Genomic DNA, 14,572 nt, shown 5'->3' on the forward strand with positions numbered 1-14,572 from the left:
CTCCGGGAGCACCCATGCCAGGGCCTGACGACGACCGCCGCGCCACCTTCCTCGACGACCTCGACCTTCTGCCCGACACCACGAGCGACGAACGCTCGGAGGGGTGGGGCGACAGCGACGAGGACTCCACGGCGCGGCTGATCGCCGACCGTCCCCCGCACTGGGGCTGACCTCCGGACTGGGCTGGCCCTCCGGCGCCGAACCGGGCACGTCCCTCCGGCGCCGCCGCCGGGGCGGGTATCCGTGGAACCACGGGTGCCCGCCCCGACGTCGTCCCAGGGGCCCCTCCGCTCTGGCCAACCCGAATCCCGTTCTGGGACAGTGGGGCCATGCGATCCCTCTACATCGACGGCGCCTGGCGCGACTCCGCCTCCGACGAGGCCCTTGACGTGGTCAACCCGGCGACCGAGCAGGTCATCGACACCGTTCCGGCGGGTGCCGCCGCCGACGTCGACGCCGCGGTCGAGGCCGCCGCGTCCGCCCTCCCCGCGTGGTCCGCGCTCACCCCGGGCCAGCGCGTCACCCACCTGGCCCGCGCGCTGGAGCTGTTCGACGCCCGGCTCGACGACGCCGCCCGGCTGCTGACCACCGACATGGGCGCGCCCGCGACCTTCGCCACCAAGGTGCAGGCCGGGCTGCCCGCGCGCATGTTCCGCACCTACATCGACCTGGTCGAGGAGCACGGCGAGCGCTACTTCGGCGGCGAGGAGGTCGGCAACTCCCTGGTGGTGCACGAGCCGGTCGGCGTGGTCGGCGCCATCACCCCGTGGAACTACCCGCTGCACCAGGTCGTCCTGAAGGTGGTCCCCGCGCTCCTCGCGGGCAACACCGTGGTCCTCAAGCCCAGTGAGGTCGCGCCGCTCAGCGCCTACTGGCTCACGGAGGTCCTGCACGAGGCCGGGCTGCCCGCGGGCGTGTTCAACCTCGTCTCCGGCACCGGGCCGGTGGTGGGCGAGGCGATCGCCGCCCACCCCCGGGTGGACATGGTCTCCTTCACCGGCTCCACCCGGGCCGGGACCCGGGTGTCCCAGGTCGCGGCCGAGACGGTCAAGCGGGTCGCCCTGGAACTGGGCGGGAAGTCGCCCAACGTCATCCTGCCCGGGGCCGACCTGGCCAAGGCGGTCAGGCGCGGCGTCGCCGACGTCATGCGCAACACCGGGCAGAGCTGCAACGCCCTCACCCGCATGCTCGTGCACCGCGACTCCTACGAGGAGGCCGTGGAGCTGGCCGCCGCCTCCACCGCCAAGTACGTGCCGGGCGACCCCACCGACGAGGACACCCGCCTGGGGCCGCTGGTCTCCGCCGCGCAGAGGGACAGGGTCCGCTCCTACGTGGACCTCGGTGTGCGGGAGGGCGCCCGCCTGGTCGTCGGGGGCTCCGAACCCGTCGAGGGGCACGGCACCGGCTACTACGTCCGCCCGACCGTCTTCGCGGACGTGCGCAACGACATGCGCATCGCCCAGGAGGAGATCTTCGGCCCGGTGCTCGCCCTCATCCCCTACGACACGGTGGAGGAGGCGGTGGAGATCGCCAACGACACCGTCTACGGCCTCAACGCCGCCGTGTGGGCCGACGACCCCGACGAGGGGCTGGCCGTCGCCCGCCGCCTGCGGGCGGGCCAGGTGGAGCTCAACGGCGGGGCCCTGAACCCGCGGGCCCCCTTCGGCGGGTACAAGCGCTCCGGCAACGGACGCGAGTGGGGCCTGCCCGGCCTGGTGGAGTTCTGCGAGGTCAAGGCCGTGCAGAGGTAGCCCCTGTGGTCGGACTCACCGCTCCCGGACCCACCCCGGCGGAATCGGACCCGGTGACGCGCGCGTTGTGCGGTGTGGAAAGATTCCGACTGGTCATCCCCTGGTCGAACCCAATCGAGGTGTGAGTTGAGCAACAAGCCCGCGGTCTCCAAGGCAGGTCCTCTCGGTAAGGACCTCAAGTCGATCCTCGTGTACAACCTGATCGCGATCCTGTCGATGGCCGGCTTCGCCGCCCTCGGTCTGAGCGTGGCGGCGGCCGCCGCCGGGGCCTGATCCCCCGCGACCCACACGACGCGCGCCGCGCCCCGCCGGTCCCACCGACCGGGAGGGGGCGCGGCGTCGTTCGTTCCCGGGAGGTGTCACACTGGTGACGTGCGTGTTTACCTTGGATCAGATCATGCGGGCTTCGAGCTCAAAGAACACCTCGTCTCCTGGTTGAAGGAGAACGGCCACGAGGTCGTCGACGCCGGTCCGGCCGTCTACGACGCCGTGGACGACTACCCCCCCTTCGTCCTGCGCGCCGCCGAGGGCGTCGCCAAGGACCCGGGGTCCCTGGGCATCGTGATCGGCGGCTCCGGCAACGGGGAGCAGATCGCGGCCAACAAGGTCACCGGCGTCCGCGCCGCCCTGGCCTGGAGTGAGGACACCGCCAAGCTGGCGCGGGAGCACAACGACGCCAACGTGCTCGGTATCGGCGGTCGGATGCACTCCCTGGAGGAGGCGACCCGGTTCGTGGAGCTCTTCCTCGCCACGCCGTACAGCGACGAGGAGCGGCACACCCGCCGCATCGCCATGCTGAGCGACTACGAGCACACCGGCGAGCTGCCCCCGCTTCCGTAACCCGTCCGTGGTCCCGCCCCCCTCGGGGACCGATCGTCCGCCCCCGCGTGCCCGGCACGCGGGGGCGGACGCGTGTCGGGGGTTGCGGGGTCCGTGTCCGGTTCGGGACCGGTGGCCTGTCCTCGCCGGGGTCGTTGTGGGATCCTTGCCCAGGAGTGCCCCGCGCCGTCCGGTGCGGGTTCTTCGTGAGGCGCGCGACCGCGCTCGGACACACCCGGCCGCGTGTCGTGTCCAGGAGAGGGGTGAGTTCCCGAAATCACCGGGAAGTTCCCCTACGGGTGCGTGAGTCCGACCCCGCGTACACGGGTTTAGGCGGAACCCAAACCCGGGGTTATGGGGCGGATCGCCGCTGGTAGTACGTGCCAGGCCAGCACCCCAAGCGCTACAGTTCGTGCACAGCGGCGGGCCATCGTAGTCCGAGACACCGTGTTGTCCGCGTCCATCGGTGCCCGCCCCTCGGCGGAACCAGCCTCCGCGAACCGGGCCGTGCCCCCACACAGCGCCCCCTCCGCCGACCCCAGACCCGGCCTCCGACGCGACCGTGAACGCACCGGTGTGCCGTACCACGACCAGGAGTGACCCCCGCGGTGAGCGGGCGTGCCGAGCCTAGAGGATCAATGAACCCCACACCGACCGCCAGGACCACCCGACTGCTGCGATCCACCGTGCAGCGCATCGTCGCGGTGCTCCGGCGCAAGGTGCTCTTCCGCTATCGCCTCGTCCTCATCACCCTGGTCGCCATCGCCGTGGGCATCGGCGTGGGCGCCGTGTGGGGCCCCACCGGCTGGTTCCCGCCCAGCTCCACCATCCTCACCGTCCTGGCCGGCGGGCTGCTGCTCAAGCGCAAGAGCCTCGCCTTCCTGCTCGGGGTCGTCGTCGCCGTCCTGCTGTTCGTGGCCTTCATGCTCGACTTCGGCCAGGTCGGACCCGGCCTGGTGGTCACCATCGGCGTCACCGCGGTCCTGTCCTACCTGCTCTCCGGCGTGCGCGAACGCCTGGGCGTCCAGGGTCTCAGCGGCGAGATGATGCTGCTGGACCTGCGCGACCGCCTGCGTGACCAGGGCAAGCTCCCGCAGGTCCCCTCCGGCTGGGGGCGCACCGCCGTCCTGCGCCAGGCGGGCGGCTCCTCGTTCGGCGGTGACTTCGTCGTCTCCATCCGCCGCGAGCACCGGCTCGACATCGCCGTCGTCGACGTCTCCGGCAAGGGCGTGGACGCCGGGACCCGCGCCCTCATGCTCTCGGGCGCGTTCAGCGGACTCATCGGCGCCGTCCCCGCGGGCGACTTCCTCGCGCACTGCAACGACTACCTCATGCGCAACAGCGGTGGCGAGGGGTTCGTGACCGCCGTCCACCTCAGCGTGGACACCGAGACCGGCGAGTACCAGGTCACCTCCGCCGGGCACCCGCCCGCCCTGCACTTCGACAGCGGCGGCGGCGTGTGGAGCACGACGGAGGCCAAGGGCGTGGTCCTGGGCGTCATCCCCGAGATGACCTACACCTCAGTCCCGGGCAAGCTCCGTCCCGGCGACGCCATCATGCTGTGCACCGACGGCCTCATCGAGACCCCCGGAGAGGACCTCGACGCGGGCATCGACCGCCTCCTCGGAGCCGCCGACACGCTGGTCACCCAGGGTTTCGCCACCGGCGCGGGCGAGGTCGTGGACACCCTCAGCAAGGACAAGAACGACGACTGCGCCCTCGTGGTCCTCTGGCGCACCTGACCCGGACCCGCTCCGCCACCGGCAGGGGATGAGTCGCACGAGCCGTTCCTGACGGTAGGGTCGACATGTTCCCCGACCCCGGTACGAGGTCTTCGTACCCGTTCACGGACCACCGTGCCCGCCCTCTCCGCCCCCTGGGCGCCGACGCCCGCACGGACCACCACACCAGTGACGAGGGGCCGGACCGGGTCCCCAGGACCCGGACTCACCGGATTTTCGCGGCCCCGCGGGCGTGCCCGCCGGGCGATGGAGACGCAAGGGGGTGCTTCGCATGGACGGCGAGCGCGCTGAAGAACTCACAGATCTGGTCGAGAACAACGACCTGACCGGGATCAGGCTCTGGTTGGCCGAACACAGGCCCCACGAGATCGCGGACGAACTCGCCCGCATGTCCAGCGGCGAGGCGATCATCCCCTTCCGCCTCCTGGACAAGGACCGCGAGCTGGAGGTCTTCGAGGAGCTGGACCCGGGCCAACAGCAGGCCATCCTCCTCGGCCTGCGCGGCACGGACTTCCACGACATCCTGGAGGAGATGGACCCGGACGACCGGGCCCGCCTCATCGGGGAGGCCCCGGCCAAGATCGCCACCCGGGCCCTGGCCGGGCTGAGCCCCGCCGAACGCAAGATGACCGCCGCGCTCCTGGGCTACCCCGAGGACTCCGTCGGCCGGTACATGACACCGGAGACGGTCATCCTGCACCGGGACCTCACCGTGGGCCGCGCCCTGGAGGTGGTGCGCGCCAAAGGAGCCGACGCCGAGACCATCTACACCCTGCCAGTGGTCAGCGACGGCCGCCGACTGGTCGGCACCATCACCCTGAGCGACCTCGTCGTCAGCGACGACGACCGCCTCCTCAAGGACCTGGTGGACGTCCTGGCGCCCCGGGTGGGCGTCAGCGAACCGGTCGAGGACGCCGCCCGACTCATCCAGGAGGCCAACCTGGTCTCCCTCCCGGTGGTGGACTCCGAGGACCGCTTCGTCGGCCTGTTCACCTTCGACGACGCCCTGGAGGTCATCGAGGCGGCCGACTCCGAGGACATGGCCCGCCAGTCCGGCGCCAGCCCCATCGACGACCACTACGTGTCCGTCGGGGTGCTGCGCCTGGTCGGTGCCCGCTCGGTGTGGCTGATGCTGCTCATCGTCGCCGCGACCCTGACCGTCAACGTCATGCAGGTCTACGAGGCCACCCTGGAGGAGGTCACGGCCCTGGCGATGTTCGTGCCGATGCTCATCGGCACGGGCGGGAACGTGGGCGCCCAGTCGGCGACGGCGATCGTGCGCGCCCTCGCGGTCGGTGAGGTGCGGGTGCGCGACCTCCCGGCGGTGATCTGGAAGGAGAGCCGGGTCGGACTGCTCCTGGGTGTCATGCTCGCGGGGATAGCCCTGGCCATCGGGTCGCTCCTGGTCGGGTTCGACGTCGCGGTGGTGGTCGCCCTCTCGGTGATCGCCATCTGCACCTGGGCGGCGATCATCGGTTCCGCGATGCCCCTGCTCGCCCGCAAGGTCGGGGTGGACCCCGCCGTGGTCTCCTCCCCGATGGTCGCCACCCTCGTGGACGCCACCGGGCTGCTCATCTACTTCTCGGTGGCGCGTATGGTGCTGGGACTGTGACACGGTGCGGGCGTTCCGCTTGAAGTCCGCGTGAATCGGGTATCGCACCACCAGGCAGGACGCTTCTAGGGGGATTCCATGTCCGATACCGGAGGTACGTTCGACCGGCTCAAGAAGGCGGTCAACGACCACGCCGACAAGGCCGAGGGTGTCGTCGGGAAGGTGGCCGACGCCGCGAAGAAGGCGACCGGCGGCAGCCACGACGACAAGATCGACAAGGGAGCCGGGGCCGCCACCGACTACCTGCGCAAGCGCGCGCAGGAGAACAAGAAGGACAAGGGTCAGGAGTAGGCGCGGGGGCTCCGACCCGGGGCGCGGGGCGGACGCGGCAGGCCCACAATGGGGCATGGCCTCCTCCGCTCCGCGCCCCCTGCCCGTCGTGCTCGCCCGGCTCCGCATGCCCCTGATGTGGGCGGCGATGGCCGCGCTCCTGGCCGGTTACCTCGGCCTGTCCTGGTGGGTCGGCGGGACGCTGCTGGTGGTGGCCCTCGCCGTGCACCTGCGGCTGGGCACCCCGATGTGCGCGCCGCGTGTGCTGGCCCCGCCGGTGCGCGGCCGTTGGATGCCGCTGACCAGCCCCGTGGACGCCGTCCCGAGCCAGGGCACGCACGCCTACGGGCAGACCCACGCGCTCGGGCTGGTCGTCGAGGACGGCACCCGCCCCGACATCGGCTGGCGCCCGCTCAGCCGCCCTCCGGAGGACTTCCCGGCCTTCGGGGCCGCCGTGTACGCGCCGGCGGAGGGCACCGTGGTCCGGGTGCACGATCGCCAGCGGGACCACCGCAGCCGCAACTCCTGGCCGTGGCTGCTGGGCACCGTCGTCGAGAACACCCTGCGCGAGCTGCGCGGACCCTCGGGTCTGATCGGCAACCACGTGGTCATCGACGTCGGCGGCGCCCACGTGCTCCTCGGCCACCTGCGGAAGGGTTCCGTCACAGTGGCGCCGGGGGAGAGGGTGGTGCCCGGCCAGCCGATCGCCGCGTGCGGGAGTTCGGGGGCCTGCACCGAACCGCAGGTGCGGATACAGCTGATGGACCTGGCGCACCCGCTCTTCGCCGCCGGGCTGCCCATGGTCTGGGGACGCGGCTGGAAGGTGGGCGACCCGGGGTTCGAGGGGCTCCCGGAGACCTGGCGGCCGGTGGAGGTGACCGGACCCGACCACGTCTGCGCCGGTCAGGTCGGTGTCGCGGCGGAATATCCTGAACTGAGGTAAGGCAAGCCTAACGAGGGGGTGTGGTGAGCGCGATCGACGGTGCGCCCTGCAAGCTCACGGTCTGCCGGGGCTGCTGCTGCGGCACGCGCAAGAAGGTGCCCGGGGTCGACCACAAGGCGCAGCTCGCCCGCCTCAGCGCCATTGACGACCACGCGGCCCGCCGTGTCCCGGTTCGCACCAGCAAGTGCCTCGGCATCTGTTTCCAGGCCAACGTCGTCGTGGTCCAGCCCTCGCGTGAGGGCCGCGCCGCCGGCGGGCGCCCCGTCTGGCTGGGGCGGATGACCGAGGACCGCCTCCTGGAGGAGCTCGACGACTGGATCTTCGACGGCGGCCCCGGCATCGCTCCGCTTCCCGCCGCGCTGGAGGAGCACGTGACCTCCAAGGACGCCAAGAAGCCGAAGAAGTCGAAGAAGCGGAAGAAGTCCAGGGAGTCCGGGCCCGGGTCCGCCAAGAAGGACAAGAAAAGCAAGAAGGACAAGAAGGACAAGAAGCGGGCGAAGAAGGCCGAAAAAAAGAAGAAGGAGAAGGCCGGGAAGGCGTGAGGGGGCGGCTCCGCCGTCCTCCCGGCGGAGCCGCCCCCCCGTCCCCTAGCCCGACTGGGACGCGAACTGGGTGCGGTACAGCGCCGTGTACAGCCCTCCCGCCTCCAGCAGCTCCTCGTGCGTCCCGCGCTCCAGGACGCGGCCGTCCTCCAGCACCAGGATCTGGTCCGCCTCCCGGACCGTGGCCAGCCGGTGTGCGATCACCAGCGAGGTGCGGCCCTCCAGGGCCACCGCCAACGCTTCCTGCACCGCCGCCTCCGACTCGGAGTCCAGGTGGGCGGTGGCCTCGTCCAGGACCACCACGGACGGTGCCTTCAACAGCAGCCGCGCGATCGCCAGGCGCTGCTTCTCCCCGCCGGAGAGGCGGTACCCCCGGTCCCCGACCATCGTGTCGAGCCCGTTGGGCAGCTGGTCCAGGAGCGCGCCCAGCCGCGCCATCCGCAGCGCCTCCTCCAGTTCCGCGTCGGTCGCCTCCGGCCGCGCGTAGCGCAGGTTGGCACCCACGGTGTCGTGGAAGAGCTGCGCGTCCTGCGTCACCACCCCCACGGCCTCCCTGAGGGAGTCACCGGTGGTCTCCCGGAGGTCGAGGCCCCCGATCCGCACCGCTCCCTCCCTCGGGTCGTACAGCCGCGAGACCAGGTGCGTCAGGGTGGACTTGCCCGCCCCGGACGGTCCCACCAGGGCCACCATCTGTCCGGGCTCGGCGCGGAAGGAGATCTCGCTCAGCACCTGGGTGTCGTCGGCCGCCTCGGCCTGCGGGGTCAGCTCCAGGGACGCCACCGAGGTCTCCGAGGCGCCCGGGTAGCGGAAGGACACCCGGTCGAACTCCACGCTCAGCGGTCCCGCGGGCAGCGGCTCCGCGTCCGGGCTCTCCTTGATCTGCGGCTCCAGGTCCAGCACCTCGAAGACCCGGTCGAAGGAGACCAGGGCCGTCATGATCTCCACGTGCACGTTGGACAGCGTGGTGATCGGCCCGTAGAGCCTGGCCAGCAGGGTGGTCAGCGCCACCAGGGTGCCCACCTCGAACGAACCGTCCACCGCGAGCACGCCGCCCACGCCGTAGACCATCGCCATGGCCAGCGCCGTGATGGTGGCCAGCATGGTGAACAGCAGACCGCCGATCACCGACTGGCGCACCCCGAGGTCCCGGACGCGCGCCGCCCGGTCGGAGAAGGCGCGGGACTCCTCGTCGGGGCGGCCGTAGAGCTTGACCAGCATGGCCCCGCCCACGTTGAAGCGCTCGGTCATCAGCGAGCTCATCGAGGCGTTGTTGTCCATCGCGTCACGGGAGATGTTCGCGAGCCTGCGGCCAAGGAGCTTCGCGGGGACGATGAACAGCGGTACCAGGACCAGCGCCAGCAGGGTCACCTGCCAGGAGAGCGCCAGCATCGTGATGAGCACCGCCACGACGCTGATCAGGTTGGAGACCACCGACTGGAGCACCGAGGTGATGGCGCGCTGGGCGCCGACCACGTCCGTGTTCAGCCGACTGATCAGCGACCCGGTCTGGGTCCGTGTGAAGAAGGAGATCGGCATCCGCTGCACGTGGGAGAACACCTGGGTGCGCAGCAGGTAGATGACGCCCTCACCGATCCTGGAGGACAGCCACCGGCCGGTCAGGGTGATGACGCCCTCCACGAGCGCCAGCACCGCCGCCGCGACCGCCAGCCAGACGACCACGGACGTGTTCCCCGGGAGGATGCCCTGGTCGATGATGGCCCGCAGCAGCAGCGGGTTGGCCACGACCACGGCCGCGCCCACGGCGGTCACCGCGAGGAAGAGCAGGATCTGCCGCCAGTGCGGTGTCGCGTAGGACATCACGCGCCTGGTGAGCCCCGGGGGCAGTTCCTGCCCCCGCGCGCTTCCGTCGTTGACCAGCGCCCTGTAGGAGGGCCTCCCTGACATCATCGGCAGCCTCGTTTCCGTTCACCACTTCGCCATCCAAGCCTCAACGCCCGAGGGAGGGCGCTGCTTCCCAGGTCCGGTGTGGGATCGCCGAGGGAGTTCGCGGGAATGCGGGGTCGTCAGAGGGACGAGGCGAGGCGGCCGAGCGCGGCGGTCGTCGAACGGCCGGGGGTGAACGGCAGTTCCCAGGTCTGTGCCCCCAGGGCGTCGGCGCCCCGGATCTTGGCCTGCGTGTAGCGGTCCCCGGCGGTGAAGGCCAGGGCGGCGGGGGAGAGGGGGCGCAGCAGTTCGGCGTAGGCCGCCCAGTCCGCGACCGAGGGCGGGCCCTCGATCACGAAGGACCCGGCCACACAGCCCAGGGCGGCGATGGTCTCGGACCGTTCCGCGTCGGGGTTGACCGGTCTTCCCGGACCCTTCCAGGCGCGCACGCGCTCGTCGGACTCGATCCCCACCACGAGGGGCAGGCCGCGTGCGGCGATGGACTGGAGGAAGCGCACGTGCCCGACGTGCAGGACGTCGAAGACCCCGGTCACCACGACCGGTCGCTCCAGCGGCTCCGGTCGTTGGAACCACAGCAGGCGGAGCGGCGTCGCCTGCTCGCCCGTGCCGTCCGTGTCCGTCATCTGGCCCCCGTTCCACCGAACCCGAGTGGCGCCCGTTCCAGGTCGCGCCGACGGGTCCGCCCGAAAGGTCAACGTACCCGTTCGAGCCAGGTATTCCGCCTCGTGGACCGGTGAAACCGAACCGAGTTCTGTCGGTGTGCGTTACGTCACCGGGAACTCCCGCGGTCGGAGGTGAGTCCCATCACCGGAACCGCAGGCGAGAGGAAGAGGTGTCCATGTCGTGGACGGTGCTGATCGAGGAGATCCGGGGGAGCGGTGAACGCCAGCGCTGGGGCCTGGTCCCCTCGTCGTTCGACGGTCGTCGCGACCCGGCCTTCGGGACGCGGGAGGAGGCCCGGGCGGAGGCGCTGCGCCTGACCTCGGCGCACTCCCCGGGCCATCCGTGGTCGGAGCGGGGCCGTCAGGCCTACCGGATCTCGACCGACGAGTACCTGGTGAACGTGGACGGCGCCACGAGCGACTTCCACTTCCGCGTCACCGTGGCCGAGCGGATCGTTCCGGGGGAGGGCGTCCAGGACCTCCCCTGAGGGGCCCCTTCCCGGAAACGAAGAAGCGAGCTGTGTGCTTCGCGCGCACGGCTCGCTTCGGGTGGGGCGGGGGTTTCGGGGGTCGTCCCCCGGGTGGAACGGCGAAACGAGCTGGTGCCGACGGGCACGCAGCTCGCTTCGGGTGGGGCGGGGGTTTCGGGGGTCGTCCCCCGGGTGGAACGGCGAAACGAGCTGGTGCCGACAGGCACACAGCTCGCTTCGAGTGGAGCGGGCGACGAGAATCGAACTCGCATGACCAGCTTGGAAGGCTGGGGTTCTACCATTGAACTACGCCCGCGTGGCATCGGAGCCCCTGAGTTTCCTCTAGACTCGTGGAGCCGACGGAGACAAGAGTACAGTCTCTGGGGCGTTGGTCGCACACCCGTTTTCGGTGAGGTGTGTCCGCGCCGGGTGACGGGGTGTAGCGCAGCTTGGTTAGCGCGCATGCTTTGGGAGCATGAGGCCGCGGGTTCGAATCCCGCCACCCCGACGAAACCGTCCACGGCGGTTCGGCCTACGGGCCGTGCGCCGTGGCCCCCTGTCTGTCTGCCCTAGACTTGGTGCGATCAGCAGGAAACTGTAAGTCCCAGCCCGTCGCAGGGCACCCCGAGGAACGTGGTCATCACCGACCGGGGGTGCGCGCGTGCATTCGCCGTTCGTGTGGTGCGCCTGCGGGCCGACGCGGACACCAGCCGGCAAACCTAGGAGTACCGCCCCGTGAAGACCGATGTCGAGGAGCTCAGCCCGACCCGGGTCAAGCTGACCATCGAGGTGCCCTTCGAGGAGCTCGAGCACGCTTTCGACGTGACCTACAAGTCGCTCGCCAAGCAGGTTCGGATCAAGGGCTTCCGCCCGGGCAAGGCACCGGCGCGTCTGATCGACCGCTACGTCGGCCGTGGCGCGGTGATCAGCGAAGCGGTCAACCACGCCGTTCCGGAGCTCTACAACGAAGCCATCCAGAAGGAGGAGATCTTCGCGCTCGGCCAGCCCGACGTGGAGGTCACCAAGCTGGAGGACAACGACGAGCTCGCCTTCACCGCCGAGGTCGACATCCGACCCAAGTTCGAGGTGAAGGACTACAAGGGCATCGAGGTGACCGTCGACAACGCGACCGTCACCGACGAGCAGGTCGACGAGCAGATCGGCACCCTGCGCGAGCGCTTCTCCACCCTCGTTGGCGCCGACCGTCCCGTCGAGGACGGTGACCACCTCTCCATCGACCTGGTCGCCGCCATCGACGGTGAGAAGCTCGAGGACGTCGCCGTCAGCGGCTACTCCTACGAGGTCGGCACCAACACCATGCTGGAGGGCCTCGACGAGACCCTGCGCGGCATGGAGTCCGGTGGCGAGGCCACCTTCAAGACCACCCTCGTCGGTGGTGAGCACGAGGGCAAGGAGGCGGACGTCACCGTCACCGTGCACTCGGTGAAGGTGAAGGAGCTGCCCGAGCTGGACGACGAGTTCGCCCAGCTGGCCTCCGAGTTCGACACCATCGACGAGCTGCGTGACGACGTGCGCAAGCGCATGGCCGACGTCCGTCGCATGCAGCAGCTGTCCGCCGCCCGTGACAAGGCGCTGGAGAAGCTGATCGAGTCCGTCGAGATCCCGCTGCCCGACGCGGTCGTCGACGAGGAGATCACCCGCCGTCGCCAGAGCCTTGAGCAGCAGCTCGCCCAGAGCGGTCTGACCAAGGAGGCCTACCTCGAGTCGCAGGAGAAGACCGAGGAGGAGTTCGAGGAGGAGCTGAAGACCGGCGCCAACTCGGCGGTCAAGGCCGGTTTCATCCTCGACCAGCTGGCCCTCCAGGAGGACCTCAGCGCCGACCAGGGTGAGCTCAGCCAGTACGTGTTCGAGCAGGCCCAGCGCATGGGCGTCAGCCCGGACCAGCTGGCCCAGCACCTGGTCGAGTCGAACCAGATCCGCGTCGCCTTCACCGAGGTCGTCCGCGGCAAGGCCATGGACGTCGTCCTGGCCGGTGCCAAGGTGACCGACGAGGACGGCAACGTCGTCGAGCAGGAGATCGTCGAGGCCACCGACGACCAGGCCCTGGCCGAGGCCGTCAAGGCCGCCGCCGCTGCCTCCGCCGAGGTCTCCGAGGCCGACCAGGCCGAGGAGAAGGCCGAGGCCGACGAGGACGCCGACAAGGCCGACTCCAAGTAGTCCGAGGCTTCACGGCGCCGCGAGGCACCATGGCTCTCATGGGGCCCTGGCCGACCCGTTTCGGGACGGCCGGGGCCCTTTCCCTTCCGCTCCCGGCACGTTGTTCGCTGTCAGGAGAAAGGGTGTGTTCCCGACCGGCCCCACCCTGCGCTCAAAGCGAACAGGGACGGTATCCGGACGAGCCTGGCGTCTGTCGGCGTTAGTGTCGCTGTATCGCAACCGTTTCGATTCCGGAGCAGGTGACGAGAGTGCCGCCGACCTTTGATGAGTCCCAGCGATTCGACGCTCGTACGTCGGATCAGCAGCTTTCCCCTTTTATTGAGCAGACGCCTCAGCGCCTGTTGCGCCAGCGAATCGTGTTCCTCGGCCAGCAGGTCGACGATGACATCGCCAACCGCCTCGTCGGTGAGCTCCTGCTGCTGTCCGCGGAGGACCGCCAGCGGGACATCACGATGTACATCAACTCGCCGGGTGGTTCCGTGACGGCGGGTATGGCGATCTACGACGTCATGCAGTACATCCCCAACGACGTGCGCACCGTGGGTATCGGTATGGCCGCGTCGATGGGCCAGATGCTCCTGTGCGCCGGTGCGCCCGGCAAGCGTTACGCGCTGCCGCACACCCGCGTCATGATGCACCAGCCATCCGGTGGCATCGGGGGCACCGCCTCCGACATCCGGATCCTGGCTGACCAGCTGCTCTACGTGAAGAAGATGTTCATCCAGAAGATCTCCGAGCACACCGGGCAGTCGGTCGAACAGATCGAGAAGGACGCCGACCGGGACCGCTGGTTCACGGCTCAGGAGGCCAAGGAGTACGGCTTCATCGACGAGGTGCTCGAGGGCACGCTCGACGTGACCAGCTGACAGTCCTGAGCTGACCTGGCCCAGTCCATGAATCGGCGCAGTGCGTGGAAGGCGTGAAATGACCGAGTTCAACCCCAGTCTCATCGGCGGCGCGGCCTCGATGGCTCCCCAGAGCCGCTACGTCCTGCCGTCCTACGTGGAGCGTACGTCGTACGGCGTCAAGGAGATGAATCCGTACAACAAGCTCTTCGAAGAGCGGATCATCTTCGTCGGCGTCCAGATCGACGACACTTCGGCCAACGATCTGATGGCCCAGCTCATCACCCTTGAGCAGCTCGACTCCGAGCGGGACATCCAGATGTACATCAACTCGCCGGGCGGTTCCTTCACCTCCCTCATGGCGATCTACGACACCATGCAGTTCGTGCGCCCCGACATCCAGACGGTGTGCATCGGACAGGCCGCGTCGGCCGCCGCGATCCTGCTGGCGGGCGGCACCAAGGGCAAGCGTGGTGCCCTGCCCAACGCCCGGATGATGATCCACCAGCCCGCGACCGAGGGTATGCACGGTCAGGCCAGCGACATCGAGATCCAGGCCAACGAGATCACCCGTATCCGTACGCAGCTGGAGACCACTCTGGCCAAGCACACGGGTCGCTCCCACGAGCAGGTCTCGAAGGACATCGAGCGGGACAAGATCCTCACCGCCGAGGAGGCCGTGGAGTACGGTCTCATCGACTTCGTCCTGCCCTACCGCAAGGCCTCCCTGAAGTAACGGGGACAACGGCGGCCGTTCCTCCCCGGCCGGGGCGTCTCGCGAGAGCGAGCTCCGCCCCGGCGGGGGGAATCCGGCGCCACGAAGTACTCACCGG

At 69.9% G+C, this 14,572-nt stretch carries 15 protein-coding genes and 2 tRNA genes; 14 read left to right on the forward strand and 3 right to left on the reverse strand.

Annotated elements, in window-relative coordinates; all coding sequences use genetic code 11:
- Window positions 1–14: 14 nt before the first annotated feature.
- The 9 genes from AC0VYL_RS06720 to AC0VYL_RS06760 all read left to right on the forward strand — a co-directional run bounded on the left by AC0VYL_RS06720 (window position 15) and on the right by AC0VYL_RS06760 (window position 7,679).
- Window positions 15–170 carry a hypothetical protein gene (locus AC0VYL_RS06720; RefSeq protein ID WP_017545179.1) on the forward strand — a complete coding sequence of 52 codons (156 nt, stop codon included), beginning with the start codon at window positions 15–17 and terminating at the stop codon, window positions 168–170.
- A gap of 159 nt (window positions 171–329) precedes the next feature.
- Entirely contained in the window at window positions 330–1,751 is a 1,422-nt protein-coding gene (locus AC0VYL_RS06725; RefSeq protein ID WP_475482618.1) for an aldehyde dehydrogenase family protein, read from the forward strand.
- Window positions 1,752–1,877: 126 nt separating this feature from the next.
- Entirely contained in the window at window positions 1,878–2,024 is a 147-nt protein-coding gene (locus AC0VYL_RS06730) for a hypothetical protein (RefSeq protein ID WP_378735183.1), read from the forward strand.
- Window positions 2,025–2,123: 99 nt separating this feature from the next.
- Window positions 2,124–2,591, forward strand: a complete 468-nt coding sequence (locus AC0VYL_RS06735; protein WP_378735181.1) for a ribose-5-phosphate isomerase — start codon at window positions 2,124–2,126, stop codon at window positions 2,589–2,591.
- 617 nt (window positions 2,592–3,208) lie between these two features.
- A complete protein-coding gene (locus AC0VYL_RS06740; RefSeq protein ID WP_475460404.1) occupies window positions 3,209–4,312 on the forward strand; it encodes a PP2C family protein-serine/threonine phosphatase in 1,104 nt (367 codons plus the stop codon).
- 271 nt (window positions 4,313–4,583) lie between these two features.
- On the forward strand, window positions 4,584–5,924 hold the full coding sequence (gene mgtE / locus AC0VYL_RS06745) for a magnesium transporter (RefSeq protein WP_475460406.1): 1,341 nt from the start codon (window positions 4,584–4,586) through the stop codon (window positions 5,922–5,924).
- Between the two features lie 78 nt (window positions 5,925–6,002).
- Complete coding sequence (locus AC0VYL_RS06750; protein ID WP_475460408.1) at window positions 6,003–6,215, forward strand: antitoxin; 213 nt, start codon at window positions 6,003–6,005, stop codon at window positions 6,213–6,215.
- A 55-nt stretch (window positions 6,216–6,270) separates the two neighbouring features.
- The gene (locus tag AC0VYL_RS06755; protein ID WP_475482619.1) at window positions 6,271–7,137 is read left to right on the forward strand and encodes a M23 family metallopeptidase; all 867 of its coding nucleotides are present in this window, start codon (window positions 6,271–6,273) and stop codon (window positions 7,135–7,137) included.
- 20 nt (window positions 7,138–7,157) lie between these two features.
- On the forward strand, window positions 7,158–7,679 hold the full coding sequence (locus AC0VYL_RS06760) for a (2Fe-2S) ferredoxin domain-containing protein (RefSeq protein WP_475482620.1): 522 nt from the start codon (window positions 7,158–7,160) through the stop codon (window positions 7,677–7,679).
- Between the two features lie 45 nt (window positions 7,680–7,724).
- Here AC0VYL_RS06760 and AC0VYL_RS06765 read toward each other — a convergent pair whose 3' ends face one another.
- Entirely contained in the window at window positions 7,725–9,587 is a 1,863-nt protein-coding gene (locus tag AC0VYL_RS06765) for an ABC transporter ATP-binding protein (RefSeq protein WP_475460414.1), read from the reverse strand.
- Between the two features lie 116 nt (window positions 9,588–9,703).
- A complete protein-coding gene (locus AC0VYL_RS06770; protein ID WP_017545189.1) occupies window positions 9,704–10,207 on the reverse strand; it encodes an adenylyltransferase/cytidyltransferase family protein in 504 nt (167 codons plus the stop codon).
- Between the two features lie 215 nt (window positions 10,208–10,422).
- Between AC0VYL_RS06770 and AC0VYL_RS06775 the strand changes: the two genes are divergently transcribed.
- Window positions 10,423–10,734, forward strand: coding sequence for a hypothetical protein (locus AC0VYL_RS06775; protein WP_475482621.1), 312 nt, complete (start codon window positions 10,423–10,425; stop codon window positions 10,732–10,734).
- A 224-nt stretch (window positions 10,735–10,958) separates the two neighbouring features.
- Here the strand turns inward: AC0VYL_RS06775 and AC0VYL_RS06780 are convergent.
- Window positions 10,959–11,032: transfer RNA gene (locus tag AC0VYL_RS06780), tRNA-Gly, on the reverse strand.
- A 117-nt stretch (window positions 11,033–11,149) separates the two neighbouring features.
- Between AC0VYL_RS06780 and AC0VYL_RS06785 the strand changes: the two genes are divergently transcribed.
- The 4 genes from AC0VYL_RS06785 (at window position 11,150) to AC0VYL_RS06800 (ending at window position 14,475) form a co-directional block, all read left to right on the forward strand.
- A tRNA-Pro gene (locus AC0VYL_RS06785) sits at window positions 11,150–11,224 on the forward strand.
- 227 nt (window positions 11,225–11,451) lie between these two features.
- The gene (gene tig, locus AC0VYL_RS06790; protein WP_475460418.1) at window positions 11,452–12,894 is read left to right on the forward strand and encodes a trigger factor; all 1,443 of its coding nucleotides are present in this window, start codon (window positions 11,452–11,454) and stop codon (window positions 12,892–12,894) included.
- A gap of 317 nt (window positions 12,895–13,211) precedes the next feature.
- Window positions 13,212–13,760, forward strand: coding sequence for a ClpP family protease (locus tag AC0VYL_RS06795; RefSeq protein WP_082206236.1), 549 nt, complete (start codon window positions 13,212–13,214; stop codon window positions 13,758–13,760).
- Between the two features lie 58 nt (window positions 13,761–13,818).
- Window positions 13,819–14,475 (forward strand): ATP-dependent Clp protease proteolytic subunit, encoded by a 657-nt coding sequence (locus AC0VYL_RS06800; protein ID WP_017545193.1) that lies wholly within the window; start codon window positions 13,819–13,821, stop codon window positions 14,473–14,475.
- Window positions 14,476–14,572 lie beyond the last annotated feature (97 nt).

Source organism: Nocardiopsis sp. iso_238, from assembly GCF_056173325.1.